The organism is Streptomyces sp. Edi4, assembly GCF_040253615.1.
Lineage (GTDB): Bacteria > Actinomycetota > Actinomycetes > Streptomycetales > Streptomycetaceae > Streptomyces.
Genome location: NZ_JBEJGY010000004.1, coordinates 2,446,180 through 2,460,653, shown reverse-complemented (window position 1 = coordinate 2,460,653; position 14,474 = coordinate 2,446,180). Strand labels below are relative to the sequence as shown.

Below are 14,474 nucleotides of genomic sequence, written 5' to 3'. Positions count from 1 at the left end.
GGATAATCCGGAACCGGCGCCGGCCCCACGACCGGCCGGCGCCCGCAGGCGACGGGGAGACCGACGGTGGGGGACCAGACGATCGCGGGACGGAACCCGGCCCCGCCGCCACCCGCACCCCCTGACCCCGGGCTAGCGCCTCAATCCCCGTATGAGGAGATCCACCACCGCGCCGAAGTCGTCCCGGATCGACGGACGCGACCACTCACCCGCGTACACCGGATCATGGAAGCGGCCCGTCGCGTCGAACACCGCCCGCGCCGAGAGGGCCGGCGTATCCGCAACCACGAACTCCCCCCGCTCCACACCGAATTGGACAATTGTGGTGAGCTGCCCCACCAGCTCAGCGATGTGCTCCTCCACCACCCGGCTGTTCTCCCGCAGCAGCACCTCATAGGTCCCGAAGAGCTCCGGGTCATCACCGGCCTTGTGCATCTTGGCCAGGAACAGCTCGCTCAGCCACAGCCGCAGCACCACGGCCGACTCCAGATCCTGCCGGGCCGCGATGTCCCGCAGCGCATCCGTCGAGCGGTTCAGCCACCGCTCAGTGACCGCCTCGCGCAACGCCGCCTTCGTACCAAAATGCCGGTAGACACTGCCATGACTCACCCCGAGCTGGCGCGCGACATCCACCACCGTGGCCTTCGCCGGGCCATGACGGCGCAGCACCTCCTCGGTCGCGACGAGGATGCGCTCGGCGGTCAGCGGTTGCGTACTCATGGCTTCGACGTTACCTTCCGCTCCCGACCGTCCGCCGAGCCTGTGGACAACCCCGGCCACGGCTTGTCCACAGGCCCGGAGCGCCGCGCGAAACCGCTCAGCGCTCGCTGTCCAGATGCGCCATCTGAGCCGCCGGATACCGCTCGCCCGCCGCCGCGCCCACCGGCACCGCCGCCTCGATCGCCGCCAGATCGTCCGCGCCCAGCTCCACATCGAGCGCGCCAAGCGCCTCGGCCAGCCGCTCCCGGGTACGCGCCCCGACCAGCGGCACGATCTCCACGCCCCGCCGGCCACCCTGCGCGAGCACCCACGCGATGGCGATCTGCGCCACCGATACGCCCTTCCGCTCGGCGATCTCGCGCAGCGCCTCGACGAGGTCGAGGTTGTGCCGCAGGTTGTCGCCCTGGAAACGCGGGCTCATGCCCCGGAAGTCGTTCGCGGCCAGCTGCCGGTCACGCGCGAAGTGCCCGCTGATCAGCCCGCGCGACAGGACCCCGTACGCGGTGACGCCGACGCCGAGCTCACCGGCGGCCGGCAGGATCTCGGCCTCGATGCCGCGCGAGATCAGCGAGTACTCGATCTGGAGGTCCGAGACCGGCGCCGTGGCGACGGCCCTGCGCAACGTGGCCGCGCCGACCTCGGAGAGCCCGATGTGCCGTACGTGACCGGCCTCGACCAGCTCCGCGATGGCGCCGACCGTCTCCTCGATCGGCACGTCCGGGTCGACCCGGGCGATCCGGTAGATGTCGATGTGGTCGACGCCGAGGCGCTGGAGAGAGTAGGCGGCGAAGTTCTTGACCGCGGCGGGCCGGCCGTCATAACCCGACCAGCCGCCGTCCGGGTCGCGAAGGGCGCCGAACTTGACGCTCGTCAGAGCCTGTTCACGGGCCGAGGCGGGCGCCGAGCGCAGCGCCTCGCCGATCAGCATCTCATTGTGGCCCATCGCGTAGAAGTCACCGGTGTCGAGCAGAGTGACGCCGGCGTCGAGCGCGGCATGAATGGTGGCGATGGACTCGTCCCGGTCGGCGTCTCCGTACAGCGCCGACATGCCCATGCAGCCGAGGCCGAGTGCGGAGACGCGAGGTCCTTTGGTGCCGAGAGTGCGGGTGCGCATGGGGACTCCTTGGTGGTGGGGTGTGCTTCCACCTTGGCATGACAGCTGACAGATTTCAATATCTGTCAGCTGTCATCCGTTGGTCGTCATCCGTCCGCTGTCGACGAACTACCGCGCCAACCCCGCCACCCCCCCGAAATCTGGTACGAGCCACCCTCCCGGGCGGGTACCGTCACCCCATGGCTAATAGTCGTAACAACCTGCTCGGTGTTGGTGGACAGCGCAAGAAGGTGTCCCGCAACGGAGACCAGGGCTCGGTCCAGGGGAGCGCGGCCGACCGCAAGGCGGCCGTGGACAAGAAGGAGGAGCTGCTGCGCAAGATGCGTGAGCGCGCCAACCCCGTGACGACGGAGACCGTCGAGAGCTGATCCGCCGACGCCGAAGGGCCCGGACCGTGTCCACGACGCGGTCCGGGCCCTTCGTTTCACCACTCACCACTCACCACTCACCACTCACCACTCACCCCTCATCGGCTCACCGCATGACACGTGGCAGCCGCAGGCTCAGGAGCGCCGTCACCACGATGAGGGCGAGCTGCGCGAGGAGCGTCACCACCAGCGAGTCCCGCATGCCCACGGACGGGGCGAGCGCGAGGAAGAGGCTGCCCAGGGTCGCCACGCCGAGGGCGAGCGCGGACTGCTGGGTGGTGACCACCACGCCGCCGCCCACGCCGGCCCGGTCGGCCGGTATGTCGGAGAGCATCAGGCGGATGAGGACCGGGAGCTGAAGTCCCTGGCCGAGTCCGGCCAGCGCCACGCCGGGGGCGAGTTCGACGACGGTCAGACCCGACCAGCCGCGCCACACGGTCACGGTGAGCAGGAGGATGCCCACCGCCTGGATGACACCGCCGGCGCTCACCACTCGGGTGCCGAACCGGCCGATCAGGCGGGGCCCCGCGAGGGAGGCGGCGAAGAAGGCGAGCGCCATCGGCACCAGGGCGAGCCCGGCCGCGACCGGGCCCATCCGCAGCCCCTGCTGAAGCACCACCGCGACGACGAACATGAAGCCGCTGAAGCCGATCGAGAATGGCACGACCATCACCAGACCGCGCCGCAGAGAGTCCGTCCGCAGCAGGCTCGGCGGCACGAGCGGCGTCCGTCCGAGCCGGTCGGCGCGCCGCTCGACCAGGAAGAACGCGCTCGCCGCGAACGGGAAGACGCCGAGCGAGACCCACGTCCACAGCGGCCAGCCCGCGGCCCGGCCCTCGGTCAGCGGAACGAGCAGCGAGACCAGGGAAAGGGCCAGCAGCAGCGTGCCCGGCACATCGATCGTGGCCGGCCGCTCCGAGCGGGTCTCCGGTACCGCGCGCACGGCGAGCACCAGGCCCGCCACCGCGACCGGCACGTTCACCAGGAACACCGAGCGCCAGCCGGTCCCGGCCACGTCGGCCGCGACCAGGACGCCGCCGAGGATCTGCCCGGCGACCATGGACAGGCCGGCGGTCGCCCCGTACAGGCTCATCGCCTTGGCGCGGCGCGGGCCCTGCGTCGTGGCCTGGATGGTGGCCAGGACCTGCGGCATCATCAACGCGGCCGCGGCGCCCTGTGCCACCCGGGCGCCCACCAGGGTCCAGGCGGTGGGGGCGAGGCCGCAGGCGAGCGAGGTGAGGCCGAAGGCGGCCATGCCGGCCAGGAAGAGCCGGCGCCGGCCGGCCATGTCGCCGAGGCGCCCGCCGAGTACGAGCAGCACGGCGTAGGCGACGCCGTAGCCGGCCACGACGAGCTCCAGCATCGCCGGGCCCGCGGCGAGGTCGCTGTCCATGGACGGCAGGGCGACGTTGACGATGAAGAAGTCGATCAGGGGCAGTGCCGCGCCGAGCAGCACCGTGAACAGCCCGAGCGGACCGATGGCGGTCGCCGCGTGGTGGATCACGGGGACGGCGGGTGCCTGCGCGGAAGCGGAGGAACCAGAGGAACCAGAGGAACCAGAGGAACCAGAGGAACCAGAGGAACCAGAGGAACCAGAGGAACCAGAGGAACCAGAGGAACCAGAGGAACCAGAAGAACTGGCAGAGGTCGAAGAGGTGGCAGGGGTGGGAGGGGTGGAGGTCGTGCGTACCGTTGTGTCGCTCACGAAGGGAACGATCCTCCTCTTCCCAGCCTGGTACCAGAGTCTGCTTATCCTGGTACAAGCACTACCCGGCAACCCGCTGACAAGCGTCGACGGGTGCGGCACGCTGAGACCATGAGCACTGTGGCACCGGCGAGCGACGTCCGCCGCCATGAGCTGGCGGAATTCCTGCGCAGCCGACGTGAGCGCATCACCCCCGAGCAGGTCGGTCTGCCGCCCGGCAGACGCCGGCGCACCCCGGGACTGCGCCGTGAGGAGGTCGCCCAGCTCTCCGCTGTCGGTGTCACCTGGTACACCTGGCTGGAACAGGCCCGCGACATCCAGGTCTCCCCGCAGGTCCTGGACGCCCTCGCGCGGGCCCTGCTGCTCGACCCCAGCGAGCGCAGCCACCTGTTCGCGCTGGCCGGCGCCCAGGACCCGACGCCCAACGCGCCTTGCCCGCGCGTGACCCCCGCGCTGCGGGCCATGCTCGACCAGCTGGCCCCGATCCCGGCCTGTATCCAGAACAGCCGGTACGACATCCTCGCGTACAACAGCACCTACGGAAAGCTGCTCTGTGATCTCGACGCGCTGGCGCCCGAGGACCGCAACTGCCTGTGGCTGACCTTCACCCATCCTGCCTGGCGGGCCGCGGTGGTCGATCTGGCCGACATGAACCGGGTGATGGCCGCCAAGTTCCGCGCCTCGATGGCCGAACACCTCACCGACGCGCCGTGGAAGGCGCTGCTGGCCCGCCTGGAGGGGGCGTCGGCGGAGTTCCGCGAGGTGTGGGCCCGTCATGAGGTGGTCACGCACGGCGGCAAGACGAAGTATCTGCGCAACGCCCACGTGGGCCTGTTGTCGCTCGAGCACACCAATCTGTGGCTCGGGCCGTCGGCCGGTCCGCGTCTGGTGATGTACGTGCCGTGCGACGCGGAGACCCGCGGACGCCTGGAGGAGCTTCAAGCGCTGGCGGAGTCGGGCCGCGGTCAGGCGTTGGCGTCGGCCGGAGTCTGAGCGACGGGCGCCTCCAGGCGCCGCGCGGTCCGCCTCGCCGACTCGCGCGCCCAGCGTCCGCTGGTGGCGAGCCCGAGGACCAGCACGCTCAGGCCGCACCCCGCGATGATCCACCAGGCGGGCCTGGCGGCGTCCGGGAAGCGGTCGGCGTAGCCGGCGGAGGAGACGCCCGCCATGCCGCCTGCCAGCACCGCGCCGATCACCGCGACCCCGAGCGTCTGGCCGATCTGGCGGCTGGTGGAGGCGACGGCCGCGGCCACGCCCGCCTGCGAGCGCGGCATCCCGGAGACCGCGGTGTTGGTGATGGGCGCGTTCACCATGCCGAAGCCGAGGCCGAACAGGACGTATCCGGTGAACAGCAGCCCCGTGGTCCGCTCGGCGTCGAACAGGGCGAACAGCAGCCCGCTCGAAGCCATCGCGATCCCCGCGATCAACAGGGAGATCCGGGGGCCCCTGCTGCCCACGAGCCGGCCCGACAGGGGCGCGCAGACGAAGGTGAGCGCGGCCATGGGCAGCATGTGCAGGCCCGCGTCCAGGGCGCTCAGGCCGAGGGCGTTTTGCAGATAGAGGGTGTTGAGGAAGAGGAATCCGCTGAGCGCGGAGAAGGCCGCGACCGCTATGACGGTGGCTCCGCTGAACGGCGCACTGCCGAAGAAGCGCAGGTCGATGAGGGGTTCGGCACGCCGTGGCTCGTACACGAGGAACGCTGTGAGCGCGGCGACGAAGAGCGCGGCGAACGCCCAGATCTTCGGCGAGGCCCAGCCCGCGCTGGGCGTCTCGATGATCGCGTACGTCAGTGAACCGAGCAGCGCGATGACCAGGAGCTGGCCGACCGGGTCGGGGCGGCGCGGCTTGGGGGCGCGGGATTCGGGGATGAAGCGCCAGGTCAGGAAGAGGGCGAGCAGGCCGACGGGCAGGTTGAGCCAGAAGATCGAACGCCAGCCGACCGTTTCGACGAGCGCGCCGCCGACGATGGGACCCATGGCCATGGAGATGCCGACGACGGCGCCCCAGACACCGATGGCGCGAGCGCGTTCGCGCGGGTCGGTGAAGGTGTTGGTGATGATCGACATCGCGACCGGGTTGAGCATCGAGCCGCCGACGGCCTGCACCATGCGGAAGACCACGAGCAGTTCGAGGCTGGGCGCCAGCGAGCAGAGCACCGAGCCGAGGGTGAACAGGAGCAGACCCGTCTGGAAGACCTTGCGCCGCCCGACGCGGTCGGCGGTGGAGCCCGACAGCATCAGGAGCGAGGCGAGGACGAGGGTGTAGGCGTCGATCGTCCACTGAAGTCCGGAGACCTCGGCGTGGAACTCCCGTTGCAGGGAGGGCAGGGCGACGTTGAGGACGGTGTTGTCGAGGCTCACGATCAGCAGGCTCATGCAGCAGATCGCCAGGATGAGCATCCGTCGGCGGTGGGTCGGCTCGGGCTCGGAGGTCGGCTCGATGGTCGGCTCAGTGGTCGGGTCGGACATGGCTTCGATAGTACGCCTAACTAATGAACCCGGTCGGCGCGACCCGGGTGGCCGGCGGCCCGGGCCGGTATCGGTACTGGCCCCCTTGGTACCTGCGGTCCCGGTACCGGCGGCCCCGGCCCGCCCGCTCCGGCCCGCCCGCTCCGGTACCGGCGGCCCCGGCCCGCCCGCTCCGGCCCGCCCGCTCCGGTACCGGCGGCCCCGGCCCGCCCGCTCCGGTACCGGCGGCCCCGGCCCGCCCGCTCCGGTACCGGCGGCCCCGGCCCGCCCGCTCCGGTACCGGCGGCCCCGGCCCGCCCGCTCCGGTACCGGCGGCCCCGGCCCGCCCGCCCCGGTACCGGCGGTACCCCCACGGCCCCCACGCCCGCGTTGTCCACAGGCCCCGCAGGCGCGCGCCCGCCATGCGCGACAATGAACAGATGACCACGCTCTCCATCGGCCCGCACACCGTGCAGCCGCCCGTGGTGCTCGCACCCATGGCCGGCATCACCAACGCCCCGTTCCGCACCCTGTGCCGTGAGTTCTCCGGCGGCAAGGGCCTGTTCGTCAGCGAGATGATCACGACGCGGGCGCTGGTCGAGCGCAACGAGAAGACCATGCAGCTCATCCACTTCGACGCGAGCGAGACCCCGCGCTCGATCCAGCTGTACGGAGTGGACCCGGTCACCGTCGGCAAGGCCGTCCGGATGATCGTGGACGAGGACCTGGCAGACCACATCGACCTCAACTTCGGCTGCCCCGTGCCCAAGGTGACGCGCAAGGGCGGCGGCTCCGCGCTGCCCTACAAGCGGCCGCTGCTGCGCGCGATCCTGCACGAGGCGGTGTCCAACGCCGGGGACCTGCCGGTCACCATGAAGATGCGCAAGGGCATCGACGAGGATCACATCACCTATCTCGACGCCGGACGGATCGCCGTCGAGGAGGGCGTCACCGCGATCGCCCTGCACGGCCGCACCGCCGCCCAGCACTACGGCGGCACCGCCGACTGGGAGGCCATCGCCCGCCTCAAGGAGCACGTCCCGGAGATCCCCGTGCTCGGCAACGGCGACATCTGGTCCGCCGAGGACGCGCTGCGCATGGTCAAGGAGACCGGCTGCGACGGCGTCGTGGTGGGCCGAGGATGCCTGGGGCGCCCCTGGCTCTTCGGCGACCTGGTGGCCGCCTTCGAGGGCACCGACTCCTTCGCGCGCCCCACCCTGCGCACCGTCTCCGAGGTGATGCTGCGCCACGCCACGCTGCTGGGGGAGTGGATCGGCGACGAGAAGCGCGGTGTGATCGACTTCCGCAAGCACGTCGCCTGGTACCTGAAGGGGTTCGCGGTCGGTTCGACGCTGCGCAAGTCCCTCGCGGTCACCTCCTCCCTGGACGAACTGGCCGCTCAGTTGAGCGAGCTGGACCTGGACCAGTCGTGGCCGGACGGCGCCGACGGCCCGCGCGGCAGAACGTCCGGAAACAACCGGGTCGTCCTGCCGGACGGCTGGCTGAAGGACCCCTACGACTGCTCCGGCATCACGATGGAAGCCGAGCTCGACACCTCCGGCGGCTGATCCGGGCCGGTCCGGGCCGGTAGGAGCCGGTCCGATCCGGCCCGGGCCGCGCCGGATCGTCCCGCCGAGCCGTCCGAGGGCTGAAATCCCGCTCGATCGAGCGCGTGATTCTCGCCACCCCTGATAGGGGTTGCGCTCAGATGAGCACTCTCCGCGTGGCTGCATCTCTGAAAGGGGTGGCACTCAGTGCCACCCCTTCCGCATTCACCTCCTGAACTCACTTGCGGAGTCCTCCGCTCCGATGAGCGCACACGACGGCTTTCCTGAGCCTTCGTCTTCAAGTGTTGAAGGAACGCCTGACCTACCCATTACGCGCCAGTCACTTTCGATCTGGTGGCGGACGGGTGGTTACGACCCCGTGACGCGCAAGTGGACGTACCCAGACACCTTCGATCTGGGTATGTTCCTCGCCGTCAGGGCAGCCACCGCGGATTCGAGGAGTCGAGACCCGTGTCGGAAGACAAAGACCTCCAGCACACCCAGAAGTTCGTCTACGACTTCACCGAGGGAAACAGGGACCTCAAGGACCTTCTCGGCGGCAAGGGCGCGAACCTCGCCGAGATGACCAACCTCGGCCTCCCGGTCCCGCCCGGGTTCACGATCACCACCGAGGCGTGCAAGGTCTACCTCGACAGCGGTGAGGAGCCCGCCGAGCTGCGCGACGAGGTCACCGCGCACCTGGACACCCTCCAGCAGACGATGGGCAAGAAGCTCGGCCAGGCCGACGACCCGCTGCTCGTCTCCGTCCGCTCCGGCGCCAAGTTCTCCATGCCCGGCATGATGGACACCGTCCTCAACATCGGGCTCTCCGACAAGTCGGTGGCCGGCCTCGCCAAGCAGTCCGGCGACGAGCGCTTCGCCTGGGACTCCTACCGCCGCCTCATCCAGATGTTCGGCAAGACCGTCCTCGGCGTCGACGGCGAGCTCTTCGAGGAAGCCCTTGAGGAGGCCAAGGCCGCCAAGAAGGTCACCGTCGACACCGACCTCGACGCGAGCGACCTGAAGAAGCTCGTCAAGCACTTCAAGAAGATCGTCAAGGAGGAGGCCGGACGCGACTTCCCGCAGGACCCGCGCGAGCAGATGGACCTCGCGATCTGCTCGGTCTTCGAGTCGTGGAACACCGACCGCGCCAAGCTCTACCGCCGCCAGGAGCGCATCCCCGGCGACCTCGGCACGGCCGTCAACATCTGCTCCATGGTCTTCGGCAACCTCGGCCCCGACTCCGGCACCGGCGTCGCCTTCACCCGCGACCCCGCCTCCGGCCACCAGGGCGTGTACGGCGACTACCTCCAGAACGCGCAGGGCGAGGACGTCGTCGCCGGCATCCGCAACACCGTCGCGCTCGCCGACCTCGAGGGCATCGACAAGAAGTCCTACGACCAGCTCATGGGGATCATGGAGACCCTGGAGACCCACTACAAGGATCTCTGCGACATCGAGTTCACCATCGAGCGCGGCCAGCTGTGGATGCTCCAGACCCGCGTCGGCAAGCGCACCGCGGGCGCCGCCTTCCGCATCGCCACTCAGCTCGTGGACCAGGGCCTCATCGACGAGGCCGAGGCGCTGCAACGCGTCAACGGCGCCCAGCTCGCCCAGCTGATGTTCCCGCGCTTCGACGAGGACGCCAAGAGCGACCTGATCGGCCGGGGCATCGCCGCCTCGCCGGGCGCCGCCGTCGGCAAGGCCGTCTTCGACTCCTACACCGCCGTCAAGTGGTCGCGCTCGGGCGAGAAGGTCATCCTGATCCGCCGCGAGACCAACCCCGACGACCTCGACGGCATGATCGCCTCCGAGGGCATCCTGACCTCGCGCGGCGGCAAGACCTCCCATGCCGCCGTTGTCGCCCGGGGCATGGGCAAGACGTGCGTCTGCGGCGCCGAGGAGCTGGAGGTCGACACCAAGCGCCGCCGCATGACCACGCAGGCCGGCACCGTCATCGAAGAGGGCGACGTCGTCTCCATCGACGGCTCCACCGGCAAGGTCTACCTCGGCGAGGTGCCCGTGGTGCCCTCGCCGGTCGTGGAGTACTTCGAGGGCCGCATGCACGCCGGCGCCGACGACGCCGACGAACTGGTCGGCGCCGTGCACCGTGTCATGGCCTACGCCGACCGCGTACGCCGCCTGCGCGTGAGGGCCAACGCCGACAACGCCGAGGACGCCCTGCGCGCCCGGCGCTTCGGCGCCCAGGGCATCGGCCTGTGCCGCACCGAGCACATGTTCCTCGGTGAGCGGCGCGAGATGGTCGAGAAGCTGATCCTCGCCGACACCGACGACGAACGCGAGACGGCACTCAGTGCCTTGCTGCCGCTTCAGAAGAAGGACTTCGTCGAGCTGTTCGAGGCGATGGACGGACTCCCCGTCACCGTGCGCCTCCTCGACCCGCCGCTGCACGAATTCCTGCCCGACATCACCGAGTTGTCGGTGCGCGTCGCGCTCGCGGAGTCCCGCAAGGACGCCAACGAGAACGATCTGCGCCTGCTCCAGGCCGTGCACAAGCTGCACGAGCAGAACCCGATGCTGGGCCTGCGCGGCGTACGCCTGGGTCTGGTCATCCCGGGCCTGTTCGCCATGCAGGTACGGGCGATCGCCGAGGCGGCCGCCGAGCGCAAGAGCGCCAAGGGCGACCCGCGCGCCGAGATCATGATCCCGCTGGTGGGCACCGTCCAGGAGCTGGAGATCGTCCGCGAGGAGGCCGACCAGGTCATCGCCGAGGTCGAGGCCGCCACCGGCACCGAACTCAAGCTGACCATCGGCACCATGATCGAGCTGCCCCGCGCCGCCCTGACGGCGGGTCAGATCGCCGAGGCCGCCCAGTTCTTCAGCTTCGGCACCAACGACCTGACCCAGACGGTGTGGGGCTTCTCCCGCGACGACGTCGAGGCCAGCTTCTTCACCGCATACCTGGAGAAGGGCATCTTCGGGGTCTCGCCGTTCGAGACCATCGACAAGGACGGCGTCGGCTCGCTGGTGCGCTCCGCCGTCCAGGCCGGCCGCGCCACCCGCCCCGACCTCAAGCTCGGTGTCTGCGGCGAGCACGGCGGCGACCCCGAGTCGGTGCACTTCTTCCACGAGGTGGGCCTGGACTACGTGTCCTGCTCGCCCTTCCGCATCCCCGTCGCCCGCCTGGAAGCGGGCCGCGCGGCCGCCGTGCCCGGCGCCGGGGACAAGGGCAGCGACTCGCGCTGAGACCCCGCGGCCGCCGCCGGGTCCCCGACCCTCACCACCGATCCGGCGGCGGCCGCGGTCACAAGAAGGGGCAGCAACCCTGTGCGGGGGTGCTGCCCCTTTCGCGTGCGTCCGCGGCGTGTCCGCCCCGGGTAAGCGTTCGCCCGATGCCCGCGCGCTACCCGAAGCGGGTGTGCGAGCGCTTAATTCCGGTTGAATGGCGGACATTTAACGGGGAGGTGGCCGGAAATGCAGAGTGCGGTTCACGGATCCCCACCCGTGAACCGCACTCTGTCAACCACGCCGAGCACGGAGCCGCCACCTACGCCCACCGCCGCCAGAGCCCGCGAAGCCCCCCACGGTCTTCGCAGAATCTTTCCGGTCGGCTCGGTGTCGTGCCCGACGAGGTACAGCTTTTCGTCCCCGGTGCCCCTTGCGCGAGGCCTTTCAACTGTGGCTGAAAGGCCCGTGGTCACGGGCAGTGACGGGAGGCATACTCAGTCGAGTCGATCGGGGGATCAATTGCGGATGCAACACAACGCAACAGGTTGCAACACACTGGACAGGTGGGATTTCGGTGCTGCGCATTCATTTCACCGGCGAGGATCTGGCCCGGCTCCGTATGGCGCCGGGTCCTGACACGCTGTGGGAAACGATTCTCAGCTTTCACCGCTTAAGGGACCGGCGGGGTGCTTCCGTATTCGGGGAATGGCGACAGGAAACTCGTGGGCGGCTCAGCGGGAAAACACGATTGCTCTCCGCAGTCGTGCCCTGCCGGGGATATTTCCCCGACTTCCTCACCCCGCCCCAGGGCCCCCATTCCCTCGACGCCGGCCTCGAACGCATTCGGGAGACCGGCCCTGAGCGCCTGAACGCGGAACTCTCCCGGCTGCCCGGCGGCCGCCCCACCACCGGCTGGGCGGCCCGCCTCGCCGACGGCGGCCCCGGCCAACTCGCCCGCCTCACCGAGGCGTTGGCGGACTACCACCGTTCGGCCGTCTCCCCGTACTGGGCCCACATACAGACCCGGGTGGACGCCGACCGCGCCGCCCGGGGCCGCGCCCTGCTGAACGGCGGCGCGGGCGAACTCCTCGCCTCGCTGCCGCCGATGCTGCGCTGGCGCGCCCCCGTCCTGGAGGCGGACTACCCCGTGGAGCGCGACCTCCACCTGAACGGACGCGGGCTGCTGCTCCAGCCGTCCTACTTCTGCCGCCGCACCCCCGTCGCGCTCCACAACCCCAAGCTGCCGCCCGTGCTCGTCTACCCGGTCACCCACACCCAGGCGCCCTACGAATCCCCGCCCGCCCCCGACCGCGGCACCTCGCTCGGCCGGCTCGTCGGCCACACCCGCTCCAGCGTGCTGCACGCCATCGGCAACGGCTGCACCACCAGTGAACTCGCCCGCCGGGCCAGCGTCTCGCTCGCCTCGGCGAGCCAGCACGCCGGCGTCCTGCGCGACGCCGGCCTCCTGGTCACGCTGCGGCACGGCAACTCCGTCCTGCACACGCTCACCCCCCTCGGCTCCGCGCTCCTGTTCGGCGGCGCGCCGCCCGCGCCGCGCCGGCTTCAGTCGTCGATCCCCGAACGCTCCACGCCCGCCACGATGTAGCGCTGGAGCAGCAGGAAGACCACGACCAGCGGGACGATGGAGACGGCCGCCGCCACGAACAGCTCGTGCAGATGGACCACTTGGGCGGTCGTGAAGGTCGACAGGGCCACCTGCACCGTCCACGCCTGCCGGTCCTGCCCGATGACCAGCGGCCACAGAAAGGAATTCCAGGCACCGATGAACACAATGGTGCCGACGGCCGCGAACACCGGACGCGCATTGGGCACGACGATCCGCCAGTACGTCCGCCAATAGCCAAGACCGTCCACGCGCGCCGCGTCCTCCAACTCACGTGGAAATCCCGTGAAGAACTGGCGGAAGACGAAGCACGCGAACCCCGAGAACAGGGTGGGGACGATCAGACCGCGCAAGCTCGACACCCATCCGAGCGACGAAACAAGAACGAAACTTGGTACGAACGTGACCGCCGCCGGAACCATCAGCGTGCCGATCACCGCGTAGAAGACCTGGCCCGCGAACCGGTACGGGATGCGCGCGAGCCCGTACCCCGCCAGGGAGGCCAGCAGCAGCGTGCCGAGCGACGTCGCCACCGCGATCAGCGCCGAGTTGAGCAGCGAGCGCGCCATCGGCACCGCCGGATCGTCGAAGAGCTCCCGCACGTTCGACCAGTGCAGCGTGGAGGGGAAGAACGTCCACCCGGGCGAGGTGATGTCCTGCTCGGCCGCCAGACCGTTGCGCACCAGCAGATAGAAGGGGAGCAAAAAGAGCAGCGCGAGCGCCACCAGGACCACCGCGCGCAGCGCGCGCCCCGCCCGCACCAGGGCGTCCTCGGGGCGCCCGCCCCCCTTGACCGGAGTCCTCACGCGTCCGTCTCCTTCCTGCCCAGGCCGAACCACCGCGCCTGGAACACCGTCACGACCGCGATGATCAGGGCGAGGATCACCGCGCCCGCGCTGCCCATCCCCAGGTTCTGGCCCTGGCCGAGCGCCGTGTAGTAGAGGTAGACCAGCGGCGGGCGGGCATAGGGCGGATAGCCGCGCGCGTCGGAGAGCAGGTTGTAGAACTCGTCGAAGGCCTGGAAGGCGTTGATCACCAGGAGCAGGACCACCGCGACGGAGGTGGTGCGCAGCTGCGGGAAGGTGATGTGCCTGAACACCTGCCAGCCCGGCCGCGCGCCGTCCACGGCGGCCGCCTCGTACAGGCGCGGGCTGACGCGCTGGAGCCCCGCGAGGAAGAGGATCATGTAGAACCCGGCCTGGAGCCACAGCCGTACCGTCACGATGACCAGCCAGTACCAGGGCGGATGCGTCGTGGAGAGCCAGGCGGTCTGATCGGCGCCGAACCAGCCGAGCACCGTGTTCGCCAGGCCGAACCGTACCCCGCTGAAGATCGACATCTTCCAGATCAGGGCGGCCACCACATACGAACAGGCGGCGGGCAGGAAGAAGACCGAGCGGAAGAACGCCTGGAAGCGGCGGATCCGGTTCACCATCAGCGCGAGCCCCAGCGCGAGGGCGTAGGTCGCCGGCACGATGAAGAGCGAGAACACCGCGAAGGTGGCGAGGCTGGAGGTGAACGCGTCGTCGCGCAGCATCGCGGCGTAGTTGTCCAGGCCCACGAAGTCGGTCGGCGAGACGGTGTTGTGGGCGTCGAAGAAGCTGAGGTAGACGCTCCACAGGAGCGGGACGTAGGTGAACAGGGCCAGACCGGCGGCGAAGGGGCCGACGAAGATCCAGAACCAGAGGGTGTCGCCGGAGCGGCGGCGCGCGGGGGAGGGGCGCGTCGCAGAGTGTCGCATCGAGGGGCGCCGCATCGCA

11 protein-coding genes are annotated in these 14,474 nt (G+C 70.1%); 5 read left to right on the top strand and 6 right to left on the bottom strand.

From position 1 onward, the window contains the following. Positions 1-132: 132 nt before the first annotated feature. The gene (locus ABR738_RS13195; protein ID WP_350230168.1) at positions 133-720 is read right to left on the bottom strand and encodes a TetR/AcrR family transcriptional regulator; all 588 of its coding nucleotides are present in this window, start codon (positions 718-720) and stop codon (positions 133-135) included. A 97-nt stretch (positions 721-817) separates the two neighbouring features. Continuing rightward, a complete protein-coding gene (locus ABR738_RS13190; RefSeq protein WP_350230167.1) occupies positions 818-1,834 on the bottom strand; it encodes an aldo/keto reductase in 1,017 nt (338 codons plus the stop codon). 179 nt (positions 1,835-2,013) lie between these two features. Here ABR738_RS13190 and ABR738_RS13185 point away from each other — a divergent pair, with 179 nt between their 5' ends. After that, positions 2,014-2,202 carry a DUF6243 family protein gene (locus ABR738_RS13185; protein ID WP_350230166.1) on the top strand — a complete coding sequence of 63 codons (189 nt, stop codon included), beginning with the start codon at positions 2,014-2,016 and terminating at the stop codon, positions 2,200-2,202. Positions 2,203-2,308: 106 nt separating this feature from the next. Here the strand turns inward: ABR738_RS13185 and ABR738_RS13180 are convergent, their stop codons facing one another. Further along, positions 2,309-3,706, bottom strand: a complete 1,398-nt coding sequence (locus tag ABR738_RS13180; protein WP_350230165.1) for an MFS transporter — start codon at positions 3,704-3,706, stop codon at positions 2,309-2,311. A 312-nt stretch (positions 3,707-4,018) separates the two neighbouring features. Between ABR738_RS13180 and ABR738_RS13175 the strand changes: the two genes are divergently transcribed. Next, positions 4,019-4,900, top strand: coding sequence for an MmyB family transcriptional regulator (locus ABR738_RS13175; protein WP_350230164.1), 882 nt, complete (start codon positions 4,019-4,021; stop codon positions 4,898-4,900). On the opposite strand, the gene ABR738_RS13170 is transcribed toward ABR738_RS13175, so the two are convergent. Then, positions 4,873-6,375, bottom strand: coding sequence for an MFS transporter (locus tag ABR738_RS13170; protein WP_502964079.1), 1,503 nt, complete (start codon positions 6,373-6,375; stop codon positions 4,873-4,875). The two genes, ABR738_RS13175 and ABR738_RS13170, sit on opposite strands and share 28 nt — an antisense overlap. 401 nt (positions 6,376-6,776) lie before the next feature. Here ABR738_RS13170 and dusB point away from each other — a divergent pair, with 401 nt between their 5' ends. The 3 genes from dusB (at position 6,777) to ABR738_RS13155 (ending at position 12,696) form a co-directional block, all read left to right on the top strand. Next, positions 6,777-7,922 carry a tRNA dihydrouridine synthase DusB gene (dusB, locus tag ABR738_RS13165; protein ID WP_502964078.1) on the top strand — a complete coding sequence of 382 codons (1,146 nt, stop codon included), beginning with the start codon at positions 6,777-6,779 and terminating at the stop codon, positions 7,920-7,922. A 450-nt stretch (positions 7,923-8,372) separates the two neighbouring features. Next, entirely contained in the window at positions 8,373-11,108 is a 2,736-nt protein-coding gene (gene ppdK / locus ABR738_RS13160; protein ID WP_350230162.1) for a pyruvate, phosphate dikinase, read from the top strand. Between the two features lie 556 nt (positions 11,109-11,664). Further along, positions 11,665-12,696 carry an ArsR/SmtB family transcription factor gene (locus ABR738_RS13155; RefSeq protein WP_350230161.1) on the top strand — a complete coding sequence of 344 codons (1,032 nt, stop codon included), beginning with the start codon at positions 11,665-11,667 and terminating at the stop codon, positions 12,694-12,696. Here the strand turns inward: ABR738_RS13155 and ABR738_RS13150 are convergent. Continuing rightward, the gene (locus ABR738_RS13150; RefSeq protein WP_350230160.1) at positions 12,654-13,520 is read right to left on the bottom strand and encodes a carbohydrate ABC transporter permease; all 867 of its coding nucleotides are present in this window, start codon (positions 13,518-13,520) and stop codon (positions 12,654-12,656) included. The genes ABR738_RS13155 and ABR738_RS13150 overlap by 43 nt on opposite strands. Beyond that, positions 13,517-14,455, bottom strand: a complete 939-nt coding sequence (locus tag ABR738_RS13145) for a carbohydrate ABC transporter permease (protein ID WP_350230159.1) — start codon at positions 14,453-14,455, stop codon at positions 13,517-13,519. The genes ABR738_RS13150 and ABR738_RS13145 overlap by 4 nt, the downstream gene beginning before the upstream one ends. Between the last annotated feature and the right edge of the window lie 19 nt (positions 14,456-14,474).

Coding starts and splice junctions, on each gene's coding strand:
- ABR738_RS13195 (WP_350230168.1), bottom strand. CDS start 720: ATGAGTACGCAACCGCTGACCGCCGAGCGCATCCTCGTCGCGACCGAG.
- ABR738_RS13190 (WP_350230167.1), bottom strand. CDS start 1,834: ATGCGCACCCGCACTCTCGGCACCAAAGGACCTCGCGTCTCCGCACTC.
- ABR738_RS13185 (WP_350230166.1), top strand. CDS start 2,014: ATGGCTAATAGTCGTAACAACCTGCTCGGTGTTGGTGGACAGCGCAAG.
- ABR738_RS13175 (WP_350230164.1), top strand. CDS start 4,019: ATGAGCACTGTGGCACCGGCGAGCGACGTCCGCCGCCATGAGCTGGCG.
- ABR738_RS13170 (WP_502964079.1), bottom strand. CDS start 6,375: ATGTCCGACCCGACCACTGAGCCGACCATCGAGCCGACCTCCGAGCCC.
- dusB (WP_502964078.1), top strand. CDS start 6,777: ATGCGCGACAATGAACAGATGACCACGCTCTCCATCGGCCCGCACACC.
- ABR738_RS13145 (WP_350230159.1), bottom strand. CDS start 14,455: ATGCGACACTCTGCGACGCGCCCCTCCCCCGCGCGCCGCCGCTCCGGC.